At 62.0% G+C, this 24818-nt stretch carries 17 protein-coding genes and 1 tRNA gene; 4 read left to right on the top strand and 14 right to left on the bottom strand.

What is annotated here, in order from left to right:
• Positions 1-5 precede the first annotated feature (5 nt).
• The 6 genes from ACTQV4_RS02175 to ACTQV4_RS02150 all read right to left on the bottom strand — a co-directional run bounded on the left by ACTQV4_RS02175 (position 6) and on the right by ACTQV4_RS02150 (position 6624).
• Entirely contained in the window at positions 6-1301 is a 1296-nt protein-coding gene (locus ACTQV4_RS02175; protein WP_441569198.1) for a glycosyltransferase family 4 protein, read from the bottom strand.
• Entirely contained in the window at positions 1298-2422 is a 1125-nt protein-coding gene (locus ACTQV4_RS02170; protein ID WP_441569197.1) for a glycosyltransferase family 4 protein, read from the bottom strand. The genes ACTQV4_RS02175 and ACTQV4_RS02170 overlap by 4 nt, the downstream gene beginning before the upstream one ends.
• Positions 2423-3172 carry a sugar transferase gene (locus tag ACTQV4_RS02165; RefSeq protein WP_441569196.1) on the bottom strand — a complete coding sequence of 250 codons (750 nt, stop codon included), beginning with the start codon at positions 3170-3172 and terminating at the stop codon, positions 2423-2425.
• A gap of 81 nt (positions 3173-3253) precedes the next feature.
• Positions 3254-3844: a hypothetical protein gene (locus ACTQV4_RS02160; protein ID WP_441569195.1), complete on the bottom strand. Its 591-nt coding sequence runs from the start codon at positions 3842-3844 to the stop codon at positions 3254-3256.
• 325 nt (positions 3845-4169) lie between these two features.
• Positions 4170-5933 carry a threonine--tRNA ligase gene (gene thrS / locus ACTQV4_RS02155; protein ID WP_035138071.1) on the bottom strand — a complete coding sequence of 588 codons (1764 nt, stop codon included), beginning with the start codon at positions 5931-5933 and terminating at the stop codon, positions 4170-4172.
• Between the two features lie 259 nt (positions 5934-6192).
• Positions 6193-6624, bottom strand: coding sequence for a double zinc ribbon domain-containing protein (locus ACTQV4_RS02150; RefSeq protein ID WP_006234085.1), 432 nt, complete (start codon positions 6622-6624; stop codon positions 6193-6195).
• 797 nt (positions 6625-7421) lie between these two features.
• Between ACTQV4_RS02150 and ACTQV4_RS02145 the strand changes: the two genes are divergently transcribed.
• The 4 genes from ACTQV4_RS02145 to ACTQV4_RS02130 all read left to right on the top strand — a co-directional run bounded on the left by ACTQV4_RS02145 (position 7422) and on the right by ACTQV4_RS02130 (position 12273).
• Positions 7422-8894, top strand: a complete 1473-nt coding sequence (locus tag ACTQV4_RS02145; RefSeq protein WP_441569194.1) for an NAD(P)/FAD-dependent oxidoreductase — start codon at positions 7422-7424, stop codon at positions 8892-8894.
• 1 nt (position 8895) lies between these two features.
• Positions 8896-10317 (top strand): NAD(P)/FAD-dependent oxidoreductase, encoded by a 1422-nt coding sequence (locus ACTQV4_RS02140; RefSeq protein WP_441569193.1) that lies wholly within the window; start codon positions 8896-8898, stop codon positions 10315-10317.
• 2 nt (positions 10318-10319) lie between these two features.
• Positions 10320-10718, top strand: coding sequence for a DUF1667 domain-containing protein (locus ACTQV4_RS02135; RefSeq protein ID WP_441569192.1), 399 nt, complete (start codon positions 10320-10322; stop codon positions 10716-10718).
• Positions 10719-11184: 466 nt separating this feature from the next.
• On the top strand, positions 11185-12273 hold the full coding sequence (locus tag ACTQV4_RS02130; protein WP_441569191.1) for a M24 family metallopeptidase: 1089 nt from the start codon (positions 11185-11187) through the stop codon (positions 12271-12273).
• A 239-nt stretch (positions 12274-12512) separates the two neighbouring features.
• Here ACTQV4_RS02130 and ACTQV4_RS02125 read toward each other — a convergent pair whose 3' ends face one another.
• The 8 genes from ACTQV4_RS02125 to ACTQV4_RS02090 all read right to left on the bottom strand — a co-directional run bounded on the left by ACTQV4_RS02125 (position 12513) and on the right by ACTQV4_RS02090 (position 24794).
• Positions 12513-13856 (bottom strand): bifunctional folylpolyglutamate synthase/dihydrofolate synthase, encoded by a 1344-nt coding sequence (locus ACTQV4_RS02125; RefSeq protein ID WP_441569190.1) that lies wholly within the window; start codon positions 13854-13856, stop codon positions 12513-12515.
• Between the two features lie 277 nt (positions 13857-14133).
• Positions 14134-16830 carry a valine--tRNA ligase gene (locus ACTQV4_RS02120; protein WP_441569189.1) on the bottom strand — a complete coding sequence of 899 codons (2697 nt, stop codon included), beginning with the start codon at positions 16828-16830 and terminating at the stop codon, positions 14134-14136.
• Positions 16831-17114: 284 nt separating this feature from the next.
• A complete protein-coding gene (gene clpX, locus ACTQV4_RS02115) occupies positions 17115-18530 on the bottom strand; it encodes an ATP-dependent Clp protease ATP-binding subunit ClpX (protein ID WP_154515377.1) in 1416 nt (471 codons plus the stop codon).
• A 1-nt stretch (position 18531) separates the two neighbouring features.
• Positions 18532-19152: an ATP-dependent Clp protease proteolytic subunit gene (locus ACTQV4_RS02110; RefSeq protein ID WP_022095182.1), complete on the bottom strand. Its 621-nt coding sequence runs from the start codon at positions 19150-19152 to the stop codon at positions 18532-18534.
• A gap of 163 nt (positions 19153-19315) precedes the next feature.
• Positions 19316-20617 (bottom strand): trigger factor, encoded by a 1302-nt coding sequence (tig, locus tag ACTQV4_RS02105; RefSeq protein WP_441031803.1) that lies wholly within the window; start codon positions 20615-20617, stop codon positions 19316-19318.
• Between the two features lie 88 nt (positions 20618-20705).
• Positions 20706-20789, bottom strand: a tRNA-Leu gene (locus ACTQV4_RS02100).
• Positions 20790-21060: 271 nt separating this feature from the next.
• Entirely contained in the window at positions 21061-23892 is a 2832-nt protein-coding gene (locus tag ACTQV4_RS02095; protein ID WP_441569188.1) for a molybdopterin-dependent oxidoreductase, read from the bottom strand.
• Entirely contained in the window at positions 23892-24794 is a 903-nt protein-coding gene (locus tag ACTQV4_RS02090) for an FAD binding domain-containing protein (RefSeq protein WP_441569187.1), read from the bottom strand. Before ACTQV4_RS02090 ends, ACTQV4_RS02095 begins: the two co-directional genes overlap by 1 nt.
• Between the last annotated feature and the right edge of the window lie 24 nt (positions 24795-24818).

Genomic DNA, 24818 nt, shown 5'->3' with positions numbered 1-24818 from the left:
GTGGGTTAGTTTCCCTTCTTGCTATCGATGAGCTCCCGGTAGAGAGCCACGAGATCGTTCATGTACTTGTCCTGCGAACAGCGGTCGAGAACGTAAGAGCGGCAGTTCGCCTGCATCGCCGCGTAGGCGTCCCTGTCTTTGACCAACGCCGCGCCGCGCAATATCGCCTGGGACAGAGAATCGACATCGCCCGGCTCGCAAAGAAGGCCAGTGCGCCCATCATCGACAAGCTCGGGGATACCACCGATGTCGGTCCCGATGACCGGGGTTCCCAACGCAAATGCCTCGACAATGGAATAAGGCATGTTCTCTCTCCAGCGCGAGCTCGCGATGGCCAGGGTGGCACGCTCCGTGTAGCGCCGCATGTCGGCACCGCTTTGAAAACCGACCAGCTCGATACGACCTGAAGCTTCGGGGCCCGCGGCCGCGATCCTGTCTTCGATGCTTTGCCTCTCGGGCCCGTCTCCTGCGATCACGAGTCTTAAGTTGTCGGGCAGGGACGGAAGCGCATTGATGAACGCTTCGACAAGTATGTCAACGCCTTTCTCGCTCGAGAGGCGCCCGAAGAACAGGAGGTAAGGATCGTCTCGATCGGTTCTATCTGTACCGTCTACCGCGTTGTCTAGAATCTCCTGTTTTGCGAAGTTCTGCATATAGACGACTTGCTGGGTGGGAAAACCGCCCTCGAGAAGCTTGTTCCTCATGAATTGCGAGGGAACAACGATGCAGTCGATCTTGCTGTACGAGCGATGCAGCTTAAGATAGTCCGCTTCGAGCATACCCATACCGCTCTTTGCGGTGGAACCCTTCACGCATTTACGCTTTAGGCAATTAGAGAAATGACCACCCAAACAGGCATCGCACACAGCGCCCGAGCCATCGAGCATCACGTAATTCGGGCAGACCAGAATGTAATCGTGGGAAGTGAACAGGACCGGAACCCTATGCTGTTTGAGATACGGGGCGTCCAGAATGGAGAGCGTGATCTGCCGATGCACGAGATTCATGTGCACGACGTCCGGGTGGACGCGCTCGCAGAGGGCTTGGAATTTATCCCTTGCCTCTTTTGAATAGATCAGTGAGGTCGCCGCCGTAACTTTCTGAGACAGCGACGTGGGACCGTTGTAGTCTTTTGCGGACACAAAGAGGTCGGAGTCTTCGCAGGGAACGTTCTCCGAACCCTCCATTGCAAAGAAATGTACCTCGTGCCCAAGGGCCTTCAGACCCTCAGCGAGTCCGAAGTAGTATGTCTCAGAACCGCCCTTGAGGTAATGGAACTTATTTACCAAGATAATCTTCATCGGGCACTCCCCTTGTAGAGCTCGAGGGCCCGCTCGACGACGGAGTCCCAGTTGTAGGTTTTCTCGGCATGCGCCTTGGCGGCGGCGCCGAGGGCGCCTGCGCGACCAGCGTCCGCGAGCAGGGCTCGCAGCGCGGACCGCAGGGAATCGGCACTCCCCTTCTCGAACGTCACGCCGTTGCCGGCGAGGACGTCCGCGCACTCGGGGATGTCGCTCGTCACGCAGCAGCGGCCGTATGCCATAGCCTCCAGCAGGCTCATGGGCATGCCCTCCACGTCGGAGGGCAACACGTAGGCATAGCAGTTGGAGTACAGCTCCTCCAAGGGCTCGCCGGTGACGAAACCAGTGAAGAGGACGCGCGGGTCGCCCTGCGCAGCCACGCGCAGCGAAGCCTCGTACTCGGATGTGTCCGAACCGCCGCCGGCGATGACGAGGCTCTTCTCCGTATCGAGCTTCTTGAAGGCCTCGATCAGGAGCTCGGGGCGCTTCTCGGGGACGAGCCTGCCCAGGTACAGCAGGTAGGTGCCCTCGTCGAGCCCCCACTTCTCCTTTATCTGGTTGACCGGTCTCGGACGCTTCGGCTCGATACCGTTGGGGATGAACGTCGCCGTGCGGCCGTAGACGTCCTCGAAGTAGGACTGGGCCGATTTGGACAGGACGATGAGGCCATCTGCTTTTGTGGCAGCCGCCCTCTCCCCCATCTTGATGTACGTGCTGGCGAGCTTTCCCCACTTGGCACGCTGCCAGTCCAGGCCGTGGATGGTAGCGACGGTGCGAATGCCCGCGCGCTTGGCCAGCGCAAGCGGCACGCAAGGACCCTCGGCGTGATAATGAATCACATCGGGACGGTCCTTGATAGCCACCTTGGTAGCACAATATGAGGACGAGAGGGCAGCGAGCCCCTTCTTGTCGATTGTCTTAACCGGCACGACGCGAACGCCGTCGACCATGCGTTCTCGGACGTCCGCGGCGTCGCCGGTCATGACGTCCACACCGGAACGGTCGTAGCAGGTAACCTCGTGACCGAGCGCCGCCATGCGGCGGGAGAGCTCGGTCACGACGACCTCTACGCCGCCCTCGCGGGAGCCGTATCTCTTGTGTCCGATCATCGCGATGCGCATCTAGCACGCACCTTTGCCGGTGATAACCTCGATCACCGTGAGGGCGACAATCTTGAGGTCGGTGACGACACCGCTGTTGGCGATGTACTCCAGGTCGCGCTGGACCATTCCGTCGAAGCCGGTCGAGTTACGGTCAGTAACCTGCCACCAGCCGGTGATCCCGGGCTTCACGGCCAGGCGCTGCAGGTCGAACTCGGTGTACTCCGCCACCTCGTTGGGCAGCGGCGGGCGCGGGCCAACGACGGACATCTGGCCCAGGAACACGTTGACGAACTGCGGGAACTCGTCGATGGAGTGCTTGCGGATGAACTTGCCGATCTTGGTGACGCGGGGGTCTTCCCTCATCTTGAACATGGCGCCGTCGATCTCGTTCTGCCCCTTGAGCTCGGCGAGGCGCTCGTCGGCGTCCTTGTACATGCTGCGGAACTTCCACATGCGGAAGGTGGACAGGCTGCCGTCGCGGTGGGTCTGGCCCACGCGGATCTGGCTGTAGAACGGGTTGCCCTCGCTCTCCAGGCGGATGGCCGCTGCGAGCACCAGGCTCGGTACGGCGATGACGGCCAGCACGCAGCCGCTGAACACGATGTCGAAGGCGCGCTTCACGGCACGGTAGCCCAGGCGCGTGCGGTCCCAGTCCTTCACGGCCTGCATGGCCTTGTAGCGCACGCTCACCTCGCCGCCACTCATGGCCTGGGCTATAAGCGCGGCCCCCACCGGCACGTTTTGCCCTGTCACTTCTTTAGTAGTCAAGTTCAAATCCACGTCCCTGTCCCCAGGGATCCCCCAATCGATGAATTCAAATTGCGAATGAATTGCCAGTGCGACGTCCCCTTACGTCTTGCTGAGCACGTCCAGCGGAAGCAGCTCCCTAAAAGCGGAGTCGCCTTCGCCCACGTCTACCAGGCACCAGCGCTTATGACGGTCGATCTTCTTTACACGGGCCTCTTGCCCCACCAAGGGCCCTTGCTCTATATGCAGCACGCCGTCTTCTATGCGGGCTACGCTGTTGCGCACCACGCCGTCGTCGTCGAGCACGCTGCGGTACCAGTCCTGTGCATCGTCCGGCATGGCCGCATAAGCCCGCTCCCTGCTGCCGGCAATGCGACAGCCAAAGCTCAACTGGGCCAAAGCCTTGTCGAGCATGGCGGCATCGTGCGTGGCGACGAAGAAGTATTCCTTGTACATGGGTTTGGTTTGGAGCGACCAGGCGCCGTCCCGCTTAAACCAGAACTCCTTTTGCATCACAAAAGCGTCCTGCATTAGCTCGTGCGGGATAATGCGGCGGACCTTTTCGCAGGTCTCGCGCTCTTTACCATTGGGGGTGTGGACCAGATACCAGCGGACGCGGCCGTGCTGGCTGTTGGTAGTAGCGCCACTAAAGGCACCGGGCAGCTGCTCTTGGCGCCGCATCGTCTGTTCCATCTCTCGCCCCCTTAACTTGCATCCGCGACACACGCGGATGAAGAGGCGTTAAGAACAGGCTTCTCGCTCGCAACTAGGCGCAGTCGCAAAAGTACAGGTTTTCGTATCTTTCGACGAAGCTCATTATACGAATAAATCCAGACCGTTTTCCCAGATTGCACAAATTGCGGCGCGAGCGGACACATCTCCATTCCCCACTACAAAAACCTGTACATTTTTGCGCAACAAAAAAGCCGCTCTAACCTGCGGCTCTTCTTCTATAGACAACAAAAAAGGCGACCGCCCGCGAGGACGATCGCTTTTGTTAATTCTTGTATTGATTGTGCTAGGCGCGAGTCTTGATCTCCTCGGTCACCTTGGCAACAAACTCGTCGACGCTCATCTGAACGGTCTCGTTGGAGCGGTCGCGGACGGAGATGTTGCCGGCCTCGACCTCCTTCTCGCCCAGGATGAGCATATAGGGCACGCGGTCGATGCTGCGGGCCTCGCGGATCTTGTAGCCGATCTTCTCGTCGCGGTCGTCGCAGACCACACGAATGCCGGCCTCTTCCAGCTTGGCGCACACCTCGTGGGCATAGTCGCGGCTCTTCTCGGAGACCGGAAGCGCCTTGACCTGCACGGGAGCCAGCCAGGTGGGGAACTTGCCCGCAAAGTGCTCGATCAGAATGCCAATAAAGCGCTCGATGGAGCCAAAGCACACGCGGTGCAGCATAATGGGGCGCTTCTTGGTGCCGTCGGCATCCACGTACTCCAGATCAAAGTTGAGCGGCATCTGGAAGTCGAGCTGCACGGTACCGCACTGCCAGGTACGGCCGAGCGAGTCCTCCAGGTGGAAGTCGATCTTGGGGCCATAGAAGGCGCCGTCGCCCTCGTTGACCTCGTAGTCCATGTGCAGCTGCTCAAGAGCGGTGCGCAGGCCCTCTTCGGCGCGAGCCCAGTCCTCGTCGGAGCCCATGGAGTCCTCGGGGCGGGTGGAAAGCTCAACGTGATACTTAAAGCCAAACTTCTGGTATACGGAGTCGATAAGGTTGACCACGCCCACAATCTCGTCGGTCAGCTGGTCGGGGCGCACAAACAGGTGGGCGTCGTCCTGGTTAAAGCAGCGCACGCGGAACAGGCCGTGCAGGGCGCCGCGCAGCTCGTGGCGGTGCACCAGGCCAATCTCGCCGGCGCGGATGGGCAGCTCGCGGTAGGAGTGCGGCTTGGAGGCGTACACCAGCACGCCGCCCGGGCAGTTCATGGGCTTAATGCAGTACTCCTCGTCGTCGATGACGGTGGAGTACATGTTGTCCTTGTAGTGGTCCCAGTGGCCCGAGGTCTTCCACAGCTGTTTGTTCATGATGAGCGGCGTGGAGATCTCCACGTAGCCGGCCTTGTGGTGGATCTCGCGCCAGTAGTCCAGCAGCGTGTTCTTAAGGATCATGCCGTTGGGCAGGAAGAACGGGAAGCCGGGGGCCTCGTCGCGCATCATAAAGAGGTCCATCTCGCGGCCGATCTTGCGGTGGTCGCGCTTCTTGGCCTCCTCCAGCATGTGCATATGCTCGTCGAGCTCTTCCTTGGTGGCAAAGGCGACGCCGTTGATGCGGGTGAGCATCTTGTTGTCCTTGTCGCCCTTCCAGTAGGCGCCCGAGACACCGGTGAGCTTAAAGGCCTTGAGGGCCTTGGTGTAGCAGATATGGGGGCCGACGCACATGTCGATGTAGTCGCCCTGCTGGTAGAAGGTGATGCGGGCGTCGTCGTCCAGATCGCCGATGTGCTCGACCTTGTACTTCTCGCCGCGCTCCTCCATAAGGGCGATAGCCTCGGCACGGGGCTTCTCGTACACGGTGAACTTGAGGTTCTCCTTGACGATCTTTTTCATCTCGGCCTCGATCGCGGGGAAATCGTCCTCGCTGATCTTGACGCCCTCGGGCAGGTCGACGTCGTAGTAAAAGCCGTTGTCGGTCGCGGGGCCGTAGGCAAAATCGGCCTGGGGGTACAGGCGTTTGATGGCCTGCGCCATGATATGCGCGGCGGAGTGGCGGATGACGTGCGTGACCTCGTCCTGCGGGAGCTCGGCCACCGAACCGTCATTGTAGAGTGCCTTCATGGGTATGTTTTCTCCTCTCGGATGCCTTGTGCAAGTGCTGCTTGGCGCCGTGCGGTGTGCATTGCGCTTGCCGGCGCGTGCGTTTTGACTTGCATCATTATAGGCAGGTTACCTAGGTATACAAGCGCCCGCCGCACCTGAATGGCACGGCGGGCGAATTTCTACGCATGCTTCATCGTGTGGGGCGCGTGCGGAGCGCGCGGCGTTCGCGTGGCGCGCGGCGTGCCCGTGGCTTGCGGCCGGCCCGGCGATGGATGCGTTACTGGATGCGAGTTCGGCAGTAGGGGCAGACCTTCCAGTGCGCGTCGAGCGGGCGATGGCAGCTGGGGCACACGTTGCGAACCTGGGTGTCGCAAACGGGGCAGACGACAAAGTCCTTCTCGATGGGGGCGCCGCACTGCGGGCAGGTGCCGTACTGGGCAAGCTGACGCTCGCGCAGGGCCATGTCCAGCTCCTGCTCCTCGCGGTCGGCCGCGTAGGAGTGCGGGCGCAGGACCAGGTAGGCGATGAGACCCACGAACGGGATGAGGGCAATGATGCCCCATGCCACGTAGGCACTGGCGCCGCGGCGGCGGGCGTCAATAAACACATAGACGACCGACAGCACGTACAGGGCGATGATAAAGCCAACAAAGGCATAGATGACGCCCATAAGCTGCGGCGACATGAGCTCGGAGATGTACTTGGACATTACGGGTACCTTTCGGGGTAGTTACAACTCGAGTTAGTGTAACACGGGGGTTAACGATTTGGCAGGTCGCAGGCATGGGCGGATAGAAACATCTCAATCTGTAACAGGTGAGAGCGGAATCCGGGTCCAGATGTTACAGAATTAGACAAACCGTTCTCTCCCCGACTACAATCTCGATCTGTAACATCTTGACTCCAAAATCAGTCCCTACTGTTACAGATCAAGATGAACGGTGAGCCCTCCGTTAAATATCTCAATCTGTAACAACTAGGGGCCAGAACCCCTTCTATCTGTTACAGATCAAGACAAAGGATAATGTCCAATCTCAATATCTCAATCTGTAACAACAACTCGGCAAAAACAGGTCTAACTGTTACAGATTTAGACATTCGAAACCGACCGATGGGTTCATCTAAATCTGTAACATCTAGACCCCAAAACGGTCCCGAGATGTTACAGATCGAGACAGATGACCCCTCCCTGACTTTAAATCTCAATCTATAACACATAGGACCGATTTTCTACTCTTACTGTTACAAATCAAGACAAACAGAGGGCCCGCCTGGCAAACGTCTCGATCTGTAACATCTGGAACCCAACTCTTCTGCTTACCGTTACAGAACGAGACAAACCTTTGACAACAGGGGTGCCAGACGAGGTCACCGATTGACCTGAGTCTCCCCTCGCCTGCCGTTGGCGGATGCAGCGGGACTGTTCGCCGCATTGCCGCTGCGCGGGGGATGCGCACACCGTAGGATAGCCTTATTGACAGCCTGTCAACTCGTCTTGGAGGCACTGTGACGGAAACGTTTGATATCGCGATTGTGGGCGCGGGCATCACCGGATGCGCCATCGCGCGGCAGCTCGCACGCTATGACCTGTCCATCTGCGTGGTCGAGGCGGCCAACGACATTGCCCTGGGCGCGTCGAAGGCCAACGGCGGTCTGGTGCACGCCGGCTACGATCCGGCGCCGGGCACGGTTAAGGCCCAGGTCAACGCCCGCGGCTGCGAGCTATATGGCACGTGGGCCCAGGAGCTGGGCTTTTTGTTTTGCCGCACCGGGTCCATGGTGCTGGGATTTAGCGACCAAGACCGCGCGCAGCTGGAGCAGCTGCAAAGCAACGGGCTGGCAAACGGCGTACCCGAGTTGGCGATCATCGGGGCCGAGCGCATCCACGAGCTGGAGCCGCGCGCCAGCGCCCAGGCCACGTGCGCGCTGTGGTGTCCCTCGACCGGCTATGTCGATCCGTTTGAGGTCGCCATCGCCGCGATGGAGAACGCGGTCGCCAACGGCGTGACGTTTGTGCGCTCCGCACCGGTGGAGACGATCGAGGTAGCTCCCGGCGCTGGCGACAGGAGCGGTGACGGGACCGCTCGTTTTACGCTGGTAACACCGGCCGGTGATGTGCGCTGCCGCTATTTGATTAACGCGGCGGGCAACGGCGCCGCAGACATCTCGCATATGGCGGGCGCCGAGGAGTTCCAGATGGTCTGGCGCCAGGGCAACATTGTGGTGCTGGACAAGGAGCCGCGCGCACTCATGCCGCTCTACCCCGTTCCCACGCCGGTTTCCAAGGGCGTCATCGTTACGGGCACCGTCCACGGCAACACGGTGATCACCGCGACGGCCGCTGTGCGCGAGGCGGGCGACACGCAGACCTATGCGGGCGACGTAAGCGCGCTGTTGGGCGGCGCGCGCAAGCTGGTGCCCGATCTGGATACGCGCCGCGTGGTGCGAGCGTTTGCCGGCGGGCGTCCGGTCATTAAGGGAACGAACGACTTTTTTATTGGACAGTCCGCTGTGGTGCCGGGGCTGTTCCAGGCGGCGGGCATTCAGTCGCCGGGCGTAGCGAGCGCTCCGGCCATTGCCGAGCGAATGGAGCAGGTGCTGCGCGAGGCGGGTGTTGCTTTGCGCGAGCGGGCCGAATGGGATCCGATTCGCCGCGCGCCGGACGACTTTGACCGCGCTCCGCTTGCGCGCAAGGAAAAGCTGATCGAGTCCGACCCCGCGTGGGGGCAGATTGTCTGCCGCTGCGAGACGGTGCCCGAGGCCGAAATCGTGGCCGCGATCCGACGCCGCCCGGGTGCGGTTTCGGTCGAGGGCGTCAAACGCCGCTGCCGTGCCGGCATGGGTCGGTGCCAGAGCGGCTTTTGCCAGAGCCGCGTGGTGCGGATTCTGGCCCGCGAGCTGGGCTGCGATCCCAGCGAGGTGCTGCTGGAGGACACTGGCTCGTGGCTCGTTGAGGGACCTTTGAAGGGGGTGCGCTAGGATGGCGACGAGTATCGATATGGGTGCGGTATCGGGCGTCGAGTGCACTTGCGCAGATGCCGACAAGGTATCAATTACCGCCGGCGCCGTGCAGACGCAGGCGTTCGACGTAGTCGTTATCGGCGGCGGACCTGCCGGCATGGCGGCCTCACTTGCTGCACACAAGGCCGGAGCGCGCGTGGCCATCGTAGAGCGCGAGCAGCACCTGGGCGGCATCCTGCGCCAGTGCATCCACCCGGGCTTTGGCCTCTCACACTTTAAGCAGGAACTGACCGGTCCCGAGTACGCACAGCGCTTTATCGACCAGGTGCGCGAAACCGATATCGCACTGTTCCTGGACAGTACGGTGATTGGGATCGACTCAAGCGAGGACAAAGTCGCAGGCACGGGCGCAAGTGGCGCGGCGAGCGATGCCTCGGCACACACCGTCACGCTCATGAGCCCCGCCGGCATGTTGCAGCTCACCGGGCGCGCCGTCGTCCTTGCCATGGGGTGTCGCGAGCGCACGCGCAGCGAGATCAAGATTCCCGGCAGCCGCCCCGCCGGCGTGTTTACCGCCGGCCTGGCGCAGCGATACATCAACATCGACAACCTCAAGCCCGGCTCGCGCGCCGTCATTTTAGGCTCGGGCGACATTGGGCTCATCATGGCGCGTCGCTGCACGCTCGAGGGGATTTCGGTCGAGGGCGTGTACGAGCTTATGCCATACGCCAACGGCCTGCGCCGCAATGTAAAGAATTGCCTGGACGATTTTGGCATTCCGCTGCACCTGTCCACCACCGTCACACGCGTGATTGGGCACGACCGCGTGGAGGCCGTCGAGGTGAGCCAGGTCGACGAAAATCTGGCGCCCATTCCGGGGACCGAGCGCATCGTTCCGTGCGACACACTGCTGCTTTCGGTAGGTTTGATTCCCGAGAACGAGCTTTCGGTAGGCGCGGGTGTTGAGCTTGACCCGCGCACGCGCGGCGCCGTGGTGGACCAGAGCCTGCAGACGGGCGTGCCAGGCATCTTTGCCTGCGGCAACGTGCTGCACGTGCACGACCTGGCCGATAACGTGACGGCCGAGTCCGAGCGTGCCGGTGCGGCTGCAGCGGCGTACGCGCTGGGGACCGGCGCGGATGTCGAAACGGGCGCTGGCTGCCAGCTCACGATCTCCCCTGCCGGCATCGCCGGCTACGCGCTGCCGGGACGCATTACGGCCGTGGCACTCACCAGGCTCAACTTCCGCGTGCGCCGGCCGGTCGATGCCGCCCGCGTGCGCATTCTGGCGGGCGACGAGGAACTGCTTACGGGCAAGGTCCGCGCGTTTAAACCGAGTGTTATGGAAAGCTTCCCGCTGCCGGCAAAGGTGATACAGCGAGCGCTCGACCTGGGTGCCAGCGAGATTATCCTTTCCGTCGAGCCCGTCGAGGAGGCATAGCCATGAGCACAAATGCGATCGAGACGCTACAGTTCAACTGCACCACCTGCCCATCCGAGTGCCTCCTTACGGTGGAAGTGGAGCGCGGGGCCGACGACCGCGTGGCGACGGTGCGCGCCGTGACCGGCAACAGCTGCCCGCGCGGCGATAAGTTCGCACATCAGGAGCTCACCTGCCCCATGCGCGTCCTCACTACCACCGTGGCGGTATCAGGCGGCGACGAGGCGCTGCTGCCCATTCGCACGGCCGAAGCCATCCCGCTCGAACTCCATGCCCAGACCATGGACCTCATCCGCGGCTTGGTCGTCCAGGCCCCCATCCGCATGGGCGACGTCGTGCTGGAGGACCTCCTCAACACCAACATCGACCTCATCGCCAGCATGGACATCGACCCGGCCTAAGCAGCTCGTTTGGGACGGTGCTCTTTTAGCTACCCCGCATCCGCCCCGCCCCTCCTCAATTGCGGTGAAATAATTCCCGATTTCCGCCAAAACCCCGGCATCAAGGAACTATTCCACCGCAACTTGCCTTGGGATCGGTATTTAGCTTGTGCCTACTTTAGTGCCATTTCAAAACTATGCCGGATTACGGGGCTGATTCGGAGACCCCCACCCATACCGGCAATTTTCGATTATTGATAAGCCTTCTACCTGCGGTTTTAATTTCGCGATTTTTCCCATGGTCAAGTAATACAGGTCCAGCCCCGTAATCCGCCATAGTTTTGAAACCAGCCCATTTGGGACGGGACCATATTGACTACTTTTACCTATCAGCTCGCATGTTTGACGCAGCTAAAATAGCCCCGTCCCAAATTGACTACCCTGGCATTGGGGATACCATGGTGGCAACCTAACGAAAGGACGATGTATGGCACATGTCGATGACCAGCGCGTGGCACGCGTGCTCGATGCGCTCGAGGCTCAGCACCCCGGCGCGCAGCTGCTCGTAAACGACCCGTGGTCGATTTATTACCTGACCGGCTTTTATGCCGATATGTTCGAGCGTTTTTGCGGCGTACTGCTCGCACGCGGTAGCGAGCCCGTGATCTTGGTCAACGCGCTGCATCAGCTGCCCGAGTATGACAATGCCCGCGTCGCGTACCACACCGATACCGACGTCGTGGCCGACGCCATCGCTCGCGAGGTTGATCCGACCAAACCGCTCGGCATCGACACCGTCATGCGCTCCGGCTTCTTGATGCCCCTTATGGATCGTCGTGCCGCGAGCGAATTCTTCCTAGGCGATTATGCCGTGACCGCCGCGCGAACCTACAAAGACGCCGCCGAGCAGGAGCTTATGCGCGTGTCCTCGGCCGCTAACGACGCCGTGATGGCCGACGCGATCGAGCTCGTCCACGAAGGCGTGACAGAGCGCGAGATCGCCGACCAGATGCTTGGCCTGTATCGCAAGCACGATTGCGAGGGCTTTAGCTTTCCGCCCATCGTGAGCTTTGGCGCCAACGCCGGCGACCCGCACCACGAGCCAGACGATACGGTACTCAAGCGTGGCGACGTGGTGCTGTTCGACATTGGCGGGCGTCGCCGCAACTATTGCTCGGACATGACGCGCACGTTCTTTTGGGGCGAGCCGGACGAGGAGACGGCACGCATCTACGACATCGTGCGCCGCGCCAACGAGGCCGCCGAGGCGCTCATCGCCCCGGGCGTGCGCATGTGCGACCTGGACCGTGCCGCGCGCGACGTGATTGAGGACGCGGGTTATGGCAAGTACTTTACGCACCGTCTGGGACACTCGATCGGCCTGCAAGACCACGAGCCGGGCGACGTCTCGCTCGTCAACGAGCAGGTCGTGGAGCCGGGCATGACGTTTTCCATCGAGCCGGGCATCTACCTCCCCGGCCGCACCGGCGTCCGCATCGAGGACCTTGCCCTGGTCACCGAGAGCGGCGTCGAGATCCTCAACGCCTACCCCCACGATCCGGTCCGCCTAGACTAGGCAATGCGGCAAAGGGACAGCCCCTTTGCCGCATCACATGAATGCCGCCACGAAATGGGCCTATCTACTACGTTTAACCCGCATGGGGCGACCATACGGGTATTTTTTGAAAATTGACAAGCCTTCTACCTGCGGTTTTGCTTTTGCGATTCTCGGCATGGTTGAGGGTAGCCGGTCAAACGTAGTAGATAGGCCCATTTCGTGGCGAGCAGGCAAACTAGATACCCTGCGGAAGGGATCTAGCGGAGCAGACCGGCAACTTCGCCGGCCAGGGTGATGGTACCTGCTGCTATGAAGGGCTCGCCTGTGGCCTCAAAGGCTGCGAGGGCCTCGGACACGCTGGGGTACACGCCTGCGAGCTTATCGGAATCCACCAGGGCAGCAAGCTCCTCCGCCGGCAGGGCGCGATCGGAATCGGTCTGCGTGACGACCACGCGCGGGAAGGCCGGGATCAGCACGTCGACGATACCCGCCACGTCCTTATCTGCCAGCGCGGCGCACAGCAACGTGGGGCGATTCTCTACGCACGGATCGATCTCGTCCAAGGCGCTCACAAAGTTCTCGCAGCTCTGGGGGTTATGGCAGGCGTCGATCAGCTTGAGCGGGTCGGTTCCCAACACATCAAAACGGCCCGGCGTAGGGCAGCCCATAAGCGAAGCATCAAGCGCCTCGTGGTCGAGCTCGCGACCCAGATACCCCTCGCAGAGCATAATCGCGCACGCGGCATTCTGCGGCTGATACGCCGGCTTAACCATGCTCGACGTATAAATCGCACGCGGCGTGGCACAGCTAAACTCAACCGTATCGCCCACATGCGCCGGCACCTTGGTCGTGGCGTGGCTCACCACCAGCGGCACCACACCACACTCGCGACAACGGGCATCCATAACGCGCTGAACGCTCGGCTCATGCGTGCCCTCGCCCAGCACAACCAGGCGTCCGGGCTTAATGACGGCGGCCTTCTCCCCCGCAATGGCCTCGAGCGTATCGCCCAGAATGCGCGTGTGATCGAGTCCGATGCCCGTGATGGCAACGGCAACGGGATCGGTCGCGCTCGTGGCGTCCCAGCGACCGCCCATGCCGACCTCGAGCACGGCAACATCCACGCGAGCCTCGGCAAACACCACAAGCGCGGCGGCCGTCAGCAGGTCAAACGGCGTGATGGTATAGGCACGCTCCCCCGCCACCACGCGGCGCGCATTCACTCGATGCCCCGCCTCAACAGCAGCAGAAACGCCACGGGCAAACGCCTCATCGCTCACGACGTGCCCATCGACCTCCATGCGCTCGGGATAGCGAACAAGCTGCGGCGACGTATAAAGCGCAGCCTTGAGCCCCTCGCCGCGAAGGATAGCAGCCGAAAAACGCGCCGTCGAAGTCTTGCCATTGGTACCGGCAACCTGAATGCAATCAAAGTACTCGTCCGGCCGCCCCAGCTCATCGAGCATATCGACAACTGTCTCGAGCAGAGGACCAGCATCCCCAGAAATCCGCCCCGTATCGGCAGCAAGCCCAACAGCCTCATCAAACGAAAGCAACTCAAACGAGAAAGGAACGACATACGACCCAGAACGCTTAGCCATAACCCAAAGTCCCCTCAACATAAAAAGAGGCCCGAATCAACAACGAGCCCTTCCCATTCAAAATATCAGCCAAACACCGCTTTGCAGCAGAATCAAGGCCACAGCCAAGTGGCCTAACCCACCAGTTGCAAACAACCACGTAAACGACCTGGGAGCGGTTTGGGGCTTTGCTCGATACAAGTTCCGCACGAGCCGAAGGCCACTTAATGTGGCCTTCGTGCGAGCAGGACTGTCCGCAGTAGCGAGCAATGCCCCAAACCGCGTCCCCCAGTAACGCCTACGAGAAGTCAGCAACCTGAGCAGTCAGCGCCTCCAGGATCTCCTTGAGCTCAGCTGCACGGTCCCTCTTCTTCTGGACCACCGCGGGCGCGGCCTTGGCCACAAAGCCCTCGTTGGCGAGCGTCTTCTCGCAGCCGGCGAGCTCCTTCTGGGTTGCGGCAATCTCCTTCTCCAGACGTGCCTTCTCGGCCGAAAGATCGACCTTGCCCTCGAGCACCACAAAGACCTCGACGCCGCTGTCGACCATGGCGATGCTCGCGGCCGGCTTCTCAACATCGGTACCCATGACCAGCGAGGCGGTATTGGCCAGCGGCTCGATGGTCGAGCGCAGGCTCTCGAGCTTCTCGATGTCCTCGGCACCGGCACGCACGACCACGTCGAGCTCGGCCTTGGGGCTCAAGCGATAACGCGAACGCGTGGCGCGGGCGGCAGAAACGACGGTGCGACACAGCTCAAACGCGCGCTCGGCGTCCTCGTCGACATACTTGACATAGTCGGCAGGCTCGGGCCACTTGGCGATCATGAGCGCCTCGGCGCGGTCCACGTTGCCCTTGGCGTCCAGGTCGAGCACGCTCGCCGGCATGTTGTCCCAGATCTCCTCGGTGACAAACGGCATGAGCGGGTGCATCAGGCGAATAGAGGTATCGAGCACAAAGATCAGGTTTCGCTGCGCCTGCAGACGGCCCTCGCCCTTCAGGCGCGCCTTGGTGACTTCGACGTACCAGTCGCAGACCTCGTTCCAGAAGAACTGCTGAACGCCGCGGGCCATGTCGCCAAAGGTGTAGTTCTCGATGCCCTCTGTGACCATCTTGACGGCCTTGGCCAGACGGCTGAACATCCAGGCGTCGGCCGGCGTCTCCACGACGGGCTCGCCGGGCGTGTAGCCCTCCATGTTCATAAGCAGGAAGCGGCTCGCGTTCCAGATCTTGGTCACAAACGACTTGGCCTGCTCGGTACGCGGGCTGTCGATAAGCTTCTTGGTCTTCTTATCGATGTTCGCGTCAAACTTGACGTCCTGGTTGTTGGTGCAGAGCGTCAGCAGGTTGTAACGCATGGCATCGGCGCCGTACATGCCAATGAGGTCCATGGGGTCAACGCCGTTGCCCTTGGACTTGGACATGCGGCTGCCGTCCTTGGCAAGAATCGTCGGGTAGATGACGACGTCCTTAAACGGCACCTCGTCCAGGAAGTACAGCGAGCTCATGACCATGCGGGCGACCCACAGCGCGATGATGTCGCGCGCGGTGACGAGCGCCGTCGTGGGGTGATGTCCCTCGAGCAGCTCCGGCTTTTGGGGCCAGCCCTGCGTGGCGAAAGTCCACAGCTGCGAGCTGAACCAGGTGTCCAGCACGTTCTCGTCCTGATGCACGTGATGACCGCCGCACTTAGGGCACACGTCGGTGTCCTCGGTAAGGGCATCCTCCCAGCCGCAGTCCTCGCAGTAGAACACGGGAATACGGTGGCCCCACCACAGCTGGCGGCTGATGCACCAGTCCTTGAGGTTCTCCATCCAGGTGGTATAGGTCTGCGTCCAACGCGCGGGGTGGAAGGTCACCTTGCCGGAGTTGACGGCATCGAGCGCCGGCCCCTTGAGCTTGTCGACGGCCACAAACCACTGCTCGGACAGCCACGGCTCCAGTGCGGAGTCGCAACGGTAGCAGTGCATGACGGAGTGATCGTGATCCTCGACGTGATCGAGCAGGTCGTGCTCCTCAAACCACTTGATGACGGCCTCGCGGCACTCCTCGCGGGTCATGCCGGTAAACTCGCCGTAGCCCTCGACGACCACCGCATGCTCGTCAAAGATGTTGATCTGCGGCAGGCCGTGGGCCTGACCCATGGCGTAGTCGTTGGGGTCGTGGGCCGGGGTGACCTTGACAAAGCCGGAGCCAAAGTTGGCGTCGACATGCCAATCCTCAAAGATGGGGATCTCACGGTCGACGATGGGGAGCTTGACGGTCTTACCCACAAAGGCGGCCTTCTCGGGGTCCTTCGGGGAGACGGCCACGCCCGTGTCGCCGAGCATGGTCTCGGGGCGCGTAGTGGCGACGACGATGTAGTCCTGGCCGTTGACCGGCTCGGTCAGCGGGTAGCGCAGGTGCCACAGGTGACCCTTCTCGTCCTTGTACTCGGCCTCGTCGTCCGAGATGGCGGTGGTGCAGTTGGGGCACCAGTTGACGATGCGCTTGCCGCGGTAGATCAGGCCGTCGTGGTACCAGTCGCAGAACACCTTGCGCACGGCCTGGGCGTAGTCCTCGTCCATGGTAAAGCGCTCGTTATCAAAGTCGACGGAGCAGCCCATACGCTTGATCTGCTCGACGATGATGCCGCCGTACTCGTGGGTCCAATCCCAGCAGGCGTCGACAAACTTATCGCGGCCGATCTCCAGGCGGCTGATGCCCTCGCTCTTGAGCTTCTTGTCGACCTTGGTCTGCGTGGCGATACCGGCGTGGTCGGTACCGAGCACCCAGCGGGTGGACCTGCCGCGCATGCGGGCCATGCGGACGATGGCATCCTGGATGGAATCGTCGGTGGCGTGACCCATGTGGAGCTTGCCGGTCACGTTGGGAGGCGGAATGGTGACAGTGCAGTCGCCCACGCCCTCACGGCGCTTGTAGTAGCCGCCGTCGAGCCACTTCTGCAGGATCGCCGGCTCGTTGGTCGACGGATCGTAGTTTTTGGGCATTTCTTCCATATATCTCTCCCTGTCCCGCCGGCGTGTCCGCCTGCTTAGGTATCGATTACTTCAGTCTGTAATGACTTCGCTGAGGCTTAAACAAACACACAGAATAACACAGGTAGTTGGGGTTATTGCGTATATATAAAATAGCCTCCGACCGCGGGTGGTCGGAGGCTATTCAAATTCACATTTGCGAAACCTACCATTTAGGGACAGGTTTATTTTGGTCGGTTTTATATGGGCAAACGTCATTCTCCCTGATAAAACCTGCCAAAATAAACCTGTCCCTTTTTGGCAGGTTAGCCGTAGATGCGCTGGGGCTGCTCGGTGCCCTTTACGGAGGCTTCGGTCACGATGACCTTGGCGACTCCTTCCTCGCTCGGCAGGTCGAACATCGTCTGCTGCAGCACGTCCTCGCAGATGGAGCGCAGGCCGCGGGCGCCGGTCTTGCGGGCAAGCGCCATGCGGGCAATCTCGTGCAGGGCGGCGTCCTCAAACTCAAGCTCAACGTCCTCGAGCTGGAACATCTTGCGGTACTGACGCACAACGGCGTTCTTTGGCTCGGTCAGGATCGATACCAGGTCGTCCTCGTCGAGCGCCTGTGTCTGGGTGACGACGGGCGTACGTCCCACAAACTCGGGGATCATACCAAAGGCGTTGAGGTCCTGCGGGAGCACCTGACGCAGCAGGTCGTTCTCGTCGACCGAGGTTGGGCCGGCGATCTCGGAGTTAAAGCCCACGCCCTTGTTGCCCACGCGATCGGCGATAATCTTGTCCAGACCCACAAAGGCACCGCCGCAGATAAACAAGATATTGGTCGTGTCGATCTGCAGCAGCTCCTGCTGGGGGTGCTTGCGGCCGCCGGTGGGCGGAACGCTTGCCACCGTGCCCTCAAGGATCTTAAGCAGCGCCTGCTGAACGCCCTCGCCCGAAACGTCGCGGGTGATGGAGAGGTTCTCGGCCTTGCGGGCTATCTTGTCGATCTCGTCCACGTAGATGATGCCGACCTGCGCACGCTCGATATCGCCATCGGCAGCATTGATGAGCTTGAGCAGGATGTTCTCCACGTCCTCGCCCACGTAACCGGCCTCGGTGAGTGCGGTGGCGTCGGCGATGGCAAACGGCACCTCGAGGATGCGCGCGAGCGTCTGGGCGAGCAAGGTCTTACCGGTACCGGTGGGACCGAGCAGCAAGATGTTGGACTTGGCGAGCTCCACCTCGTCCATATCGTCGTCGAGCCGCGAACCCGCACCCGAGGCCTCGTCAAAGGCCGAAAGCGCGGCGCCGCCCTCGATCACGCGACGGTAGTGGTTGTACACGGCAACCGACATGGCGCGCTTGGCGTCTTCCTGACCCATGACATAGGCCGAAAGCTCGTCATAGATCTCGTGCGGGGTCGGCACGTGCGTAATGACCTGACGCACGTCGTCCTCGAGCTCAAAGCCCTCGGCCTCGGGATCCATGGCAGGCTGCCCGGCAGCCTGACCGTGGTCGTTGAGGAAGCCCGGCAGCTTGCCGTTGCAGGCGGCATCCATAAAGTCCGAAGCCAGCGACTCCTCCAAGATCTCGGAGCAGGCGGCAACGCACTCGTCGCAGATAAAGATGTTGGTGGGGCCCTTTACAAGGCGGCGCACCTGACCCTGCTCTTTTCCGCAGAAGGAGCAGCGGATGGGGTTGCCGTTCTCGTCAAAGTTGTCCTGCATGTTACCGGCCATCCTAGGCGTCCTTCGCGGCAAGATCGCGCGAGGTAACGATACGGTCGATCAGGCCGTAGTCAAGCGCCTCGGCAGCGGTCAGGTAGTTGTCGCGCTCGGTATCGGCCTGGACCTTCTCGATCGGCTGGCCCGAGGCGTCGGACAAGATCTGGTTGAGCTCGCGACGGGTCTTCTTGATCTCCTCGGCCACGATCTCGATCTCGGTCTGCTGACCCTGGGCACCGCCACTGGGCTGGTGAATCATGACCTTGGAGTGCGGCAGGCAGAAGCGCTTGCCCTTGGCGCCGGCCGAAAGCAGCACGGCGGCCATAGACGCGGCCATACCGACGCAAATGGTGGAGACCTGCGGCTTTATAAAGTTCATAGTGTCCAGAATCGCCAGGCCGGAGTAGACCTCGCCACCGGGCGAATTGATGTAGAGCGAGATATCCTTCTCGGCATCCTGGCTCTCAAGATGCAGCAGCTGGGCAACGACCAGGTTGGCACTGACGGAGTTGATCTCCTCGCCCAAGAAGATGATGCGGTCGTTGAGCAGGCGCGAATAGATATCGTAGCTGCGCTCGCCGCGCGGCGTCTGCTCGATAACGTATGGCACGAGGGCGGAATCGAACTTAGCGATCATACGCATCTCCATTTCTCTCTTGCGGACCAAATTGGTTCTAGATAAACGTACGGTGCCCGCATGCTATGCATTGGCTGGCACCGTACGAAGCAACCGAATAACCGGTTTATAACTTTACCCCATCACGGGCGCCTGCATGCGCTCGCGGGAAAGGTGGCGAGAATTACTCGGCGTCCTTGGCGGTCTCGTCGACCTCGGTCACCTTGGCGTTCTCGACCAGGTGGTCGACGGCCTTGGAGCGACGGATGGACTCGCGGACGGCAGGCATGCGTCCATCGGCGATGAACTCGGCCTTGGAAGCCTCGACGTCCTTGACGCCGGCCTTCTCGAACTCGGCGTTGACGTCGTCCTCGGTGACCTCGATCTTGAGCTCACGCGCGAGGGCGTCGAGCGCCAGGGACTCGCGGGCAACATCGTTGGCCTGCTTGTGCAGGTCGCCGATGAACTGCTCCATGGTCAGGCCGGAAGCGGGCAGCCAGGTGTCCAGCGTCATGCCGCGGGCAGCGAGGTTGGACAGGAAGTTCTGGCCAAGCTCCTCAAAGACAGACTGCTCGTAGTCGGCGTCCATCTCCTCGAGCTGCAGACGCTCGGCGAGAGCGGCGACGCAACGGTTCTCCTTCTCGGCCGGAAGGCGGGAAGCCTTGTCCTGCTCGATCTCGAGCTTGATGGCGTCGCGCATAGCGTCGATGCTGTCGAAGCCAAAGTCGGACTTGACAAGCTCGTCGGTGAGCTCGGGGGTGTTGCGGACCTTGATGCCCTTGACGGTGATCTCGACGGTGTGGGTCTCGGCCTCCTCGCCATCCTCGACCTCGTCGGTCCAGGTGACGGTCTTGACGTCGTCGACGTTAGCACCGATCAGAGCCTCGTTGAACTCCTTGGGGTTGCTGTCGCTACCGGCGATGAGCATGCGGCCCTCGGCAGCGAAGTTGTCGGCGTTCTCGACGGCCTTGAGGTCGACGGTAACGTAGTCCTCGGCCTCGACGGCGCGACCCTCGACGTCCTCGAAGGTGGCACGGTAGTTGAGGAGCATCTCGACCTGGTTGTTGATCTCGGACTCGGTGACCTCCGCGGGAGGCATCTCGATCTCGACGGCGTCGTAGGAGGAGAGCTCGGCAGCAGGACGCAGGGAGAACTCGACGGTGTAGGTGTAGTCCTCGTGATCCTTGGCGAGGTCGAGCTCCTTGTAGTCACCGTTCTTGGTGGGGACGATGTCCAGCTCGTTGAGGACGGCGGGCTCGTTGGCGGCGATCAGATCGTTGGTGGCCTGAGCGAGGGTGGCCTCGGCGCCAAGAGCAGCGTCGATGACCGGACGGGGAGCCTTGCCGGCACGGAAGCCCGGGAAGCGGTACTTCTTGGCGGTGTCCTTGTAGGCCTTCTTGATCGCGGCGTCGACGTCGGCGGCCGGGATGGTGACCGTAGCGGTGAGCTTGGCGTCCTTGACGTCAGAAGCGGTGATGTTCAACACGTTCCTCCTCATACTGCCCAGCTTATCTGAGGTGCTGGTACCTTTATGCAACAAAGTGTCGCGACGGCCGAGGCCGACGCAGGTGCGTTGGTGCGGGCGAAAGGACTCGAACCTTCACGGGAATCCCACCAGAACCTAAATCTGGCGCGTCTACCAATTCCGCCACGCCCGCATGAGCGCACAGACTAGGAATGATAGCAGATACGAACGGCAAGCGCACGCACACCTTTTTAGGCCCACGACCTCACCACGAGTTACAGCGGAACAGGGTAGCTAATTTGGGACGGGGCTTTTTTTAGCTACCCCGCTTTTGGGGGTAGCTAAAAAAGCCCCGTCCCAAATTAGCTACCCCCATCGGCTATCTCCTGCAGCCCACAATTCGGTTGAAAAGTGGGCTGCAGTTTCCTCGGGCTTGCCAAAGAGCGGCGGCTGCCGCGCCTCGCCTACTCCCCCAGCAGGGCCTTCTCGGGCGTGATCGGCAGCGAGCGAACCTGGTGGCCGGTGGCGTGCGCCACGGCCGAGGCAACGGCGGCGAGCGGTGTGTTGATGACGACCTCGCCGATCGACTTGGCGCCAAACGGGCCCGTCGGCTCGTAGCTCGGCTCAAAGGCCACGCGAATGCTGCCGATATCCAGGCGCGTGGGCAGCTTGTAGCTCATAAAGTTACCGGTGCGCAGGCGGCCGCGGTCGTCGTGCTCGACAATCTCGTAGAGTGCGTGACCGATGCCCTGGGCAATGCCGCCCTCGGCCTGGACACGCGCGAGTGCCTCGTTGATCACGGTGCCGCAGTCCACAGCCGCCGCATAGTCCACCACAGTCACCTTGCCGGTGGCCTTGTCGACCTCGACCTCGGCAATGCCGGCCATAAACGGCGGAGGCGAAACGGGCAGGCAGGCAGAAGCATGCGAGGTGAGCGCGTCGCCGCCCGCGATGTTCTTGACGCACAGGTTGGCAAAGTCGCGCAGCGTGAGGTAGCGGCCGCACTCGCGAGCGGCGCGCTCGTCAGACAGACGCACGTACTGGCCGTCGAAGACCACGTCGGCGGCGTCCACGTCCCACATCTGGGCGGCCTTGGCGCAGATCTTCTCGCGCAGCTCGGTCGCGGCATTCTTGGCTGCCAGGCCCGTCACGTACGTGCCCGAGCTCGCGTACGAGCCGGCATCGAACGGCGAGACGTCGGTGTCCACGCCGCGCACCACGATAAGCGAGCTCTCCACGCCCAGCTCCTCGGCGGCAATCTGCGCCAGGATCGTGTCGACACCCATGCCGTTATCGGTGGCGCCGGTGCCGATGGTAATGAAGCCATCCTCCTCCAGGCGCATGTCGATGCCGGCGATATCCACATTGGAAATGCCCGAGCCCTGCATGGTGAGCGCGCAGCCCAGGGCGCGCACGCGGTCGCCCAGGTCCACGGCCAGCGGCTTGTCGCGCCAGCCGATCATGTCCATCGCACGCAGCAGGCAGCGGTCGAGCGCGCAGGCGTTGAGCTTTTCGTTGTAGTACTGCGGCATAATCTCGCCCTCGCGCACGATGTTCTTAAGGCGCAGGTCGGCGGGGTCCATGTGCAGCATGTCGGCGAGCTCGTTGACGGCGCTCTCCACGGCAAACTGGCCCTGGGTGGCGCCGTAGCCGCGATACGCACCGCCGCGGTTGGTGTTGGTGTAGACGGCGTCCCACCTAAAGCGGCTCGCCTTCACGTGGTTGTAGATGGGCAGGCTCTTGTGACCCGAGAGGCCGATCGTCGTGGTGGCATGCTCGCCATACGCGCCGGCGTTGGACAACGTGTGCAGGTCGATGGCCGTGATGGTGCCGTCTTTCATGGCGCCCAGCTTGACGGTCATCTGCATCTGGTGACGCGAGTTGCCCGCAGTGATGGTCTCCTCGCGGGTGTAGCAGCAATAGCTCGGACGGCCAGTCTGCTGCGTCACGAACGCCACGAAGATCTCGCAGCAGCCCGTCTGCTTGGAGCCAAAGCCGCCGCCGATGCGCGGCTTAATAACCTGCACCTGCGACTGCGGAATGTCGAGCGACTGCGCGACCATGCGGCGCACATGAAAGGGCACCTGCGTGGAGGTGGTCACCGAGATGCGGCCGAACGCGTCGGTCGTCGCGAAGGCACGGAAGGTCTCCATGGGCGCGGTCTGCGTGGCCTGGCTGGTGTAAGTGCGCTCAAAGACGATGTCGCTCTGGGCGAAGGCCTCGTCCAGGTCGCCAAAATCGCTGGTACCGCTGCACACCAGGTTGCGAGCAACGTCGCCGCCCTGCGGGAACATAAAGGTCACGTCGCCCTCGGGGTGGACCACGATGTCGTTATCGAGCGCCTGGGTAAAGTCGAGCAGAGGCTCGAGCACCTCGTAGTCGACCTTGATGAGCTTGAGCGCCTTGTCGGCGGCCTCCTCGGTCTCGGCGGCGACGATCGCCACCTCCTCGTTTTGGTAGCGCACCAGGTTCTCGAGGATCAGGCGGTCGTAGGGGCTCGGCTGCGGATAGCTCTGGCCGGCGATGGTAAAGCGGCGCTTGGGCACGTCCTCGTAGGTGTAGACGCCCACCACGCCGGGCACCTTCAGGGCGCTCGACGTATCGATGGAGCGGATCTTGGCACGGGCATACGGGCTGCGCTTGAGCTTGACGATAAGGGCGCCGGCGGGCACCAGGTCTCCTGTGTAGACGGGACGCCCCTCGAGCAGGGCCTTCGAGTCCTTCTTGGGCTGCTTATGGGTGATCTGCTTGTACGAGACGCCATCGCAGCTGGTGTCGTTGACCGGAAGCTCGGGCATCTCAAAGCCCACCTGCACACCGGACTCGTTAAGGAAGCGGACGATGGCGCGCAGCTGGCTCTCGTAGCCGCTGCAACGGCAGAGGTTGCCGGCGAGCTGGCGCGAGAGCTCTTCGCGCGTGGCGACGAGGCTCGGGTCCTCCTTGGCGGCGCGGGCAAGCGCCAGCACGTTCATGATGAGGCCGGAGGCGCAAAAACCGCACTGCTCGGCGCCTTCGGCAGCCATTGCGTGGGCGAGCGCCTCGGACTCGGCCTTGAGGCCCTCGAGCGTGGTGACGGAGCGGCCCTCGACGCGCGCAGCGGGAACCGAGCAGCTCAGCACCGGGTCGCCATCGAGCCACACCGTGCACAGGCCGCAGTTGGTGGTTTCGCAGGCGCAGCGCACCGACGCGCAGCCCTGCTCGCGCAGCAGCGCAAAGAGCATGGTGTCGGGGGCAATCTGAACCTTGACCTTGCGGCCGTTGAGCGTAAAGGAAAGATCGATGAGTTTGGCAGCCATTAGCGCACCTCGCTAGAATCGACGCCGGGCACGCGGCGGCAGGAATACTCGTCCGTGGCAAACTTAGGCACTTGCACGCCCTCGAGCTCGCGGGCAAGCGAGGCCGAAAGCTCGATGCCGGCGGCGCGGCGCACGGCCTGCACGGCAAGCGGCGCCGAGATACGACGACGGTACTCGGCCGAGCCCCACAGGTTGGTGCCGTAGCTCAGCGCGCGTACGGACGCGGCCAGGGCGCGCAGCTCGTCCTCGGAAGGCTGCTCGCTCACCAGGCCGCACGCCTCGCCCTGCAGCAGGGTCGCGCGCAGCGGGCGTGCGCCCACGGTGACATGCCAGCTGTTGTCCCACCAGGCAGCGGTGACATTAAGCGAGGGGAAGTCGGTCGCGGCCTTGCGCACGGCCTCGTAGCTTGCGCGGTAATCGTGCTTAACGACCACCACGTGCTCGATCACGTCGCGCACGTAGCCCATATCCACGAACTCGGCGAGCGGCACGCGGCCGGCACCCGTCAGCTCAACGTACGAATCGAGCGCCAAAAAGGCCGAGAGCACGTCCGAGAAACCAAAGCGACCGTAGATGCTGCCGCCCACCGTGGCGGTGTTGCGCAGCTGCACGCCCACGATATCGTGGACGGCGAACTCAAAGACATGGTTGACAAGCGCGTTGAGCTCGGCATGGCGCTCGAGCTGGCGCAGGGTGCACATGGCACCGATGCGAAACTCGGTCTCGGTCTCCTCGATCTGATCGAGTCCGCAGGCCGAAAGGTCAATCGCCGTCGCCACGCGACGCGAACCCAGGCGCATCCAGATGCCGCCGCCCACAATCTTGTTGTTGCGGTTCTTCTGTAAGAGCTCATAGGCTTCGGCCGCGTTTCCAACGCGAACGTAGGTACCGAACTTGAGCACGTTCTCCCCCATCTCTTCACTTGT

Source organism: Collinsella sp. LCP19S3_B11 (genome assembly GCF_052121915.1).
In the GTDB taxonomy this organism is placed as follows: domain Bacteria; phylum Actinomycetota; class Coriobacteriia; order Coriobacteriales; family Coriobacteriaceae; genus Collinsella.
This window is presented reverse-complemented; position numbering and strand designations above follow the sequence as displayed.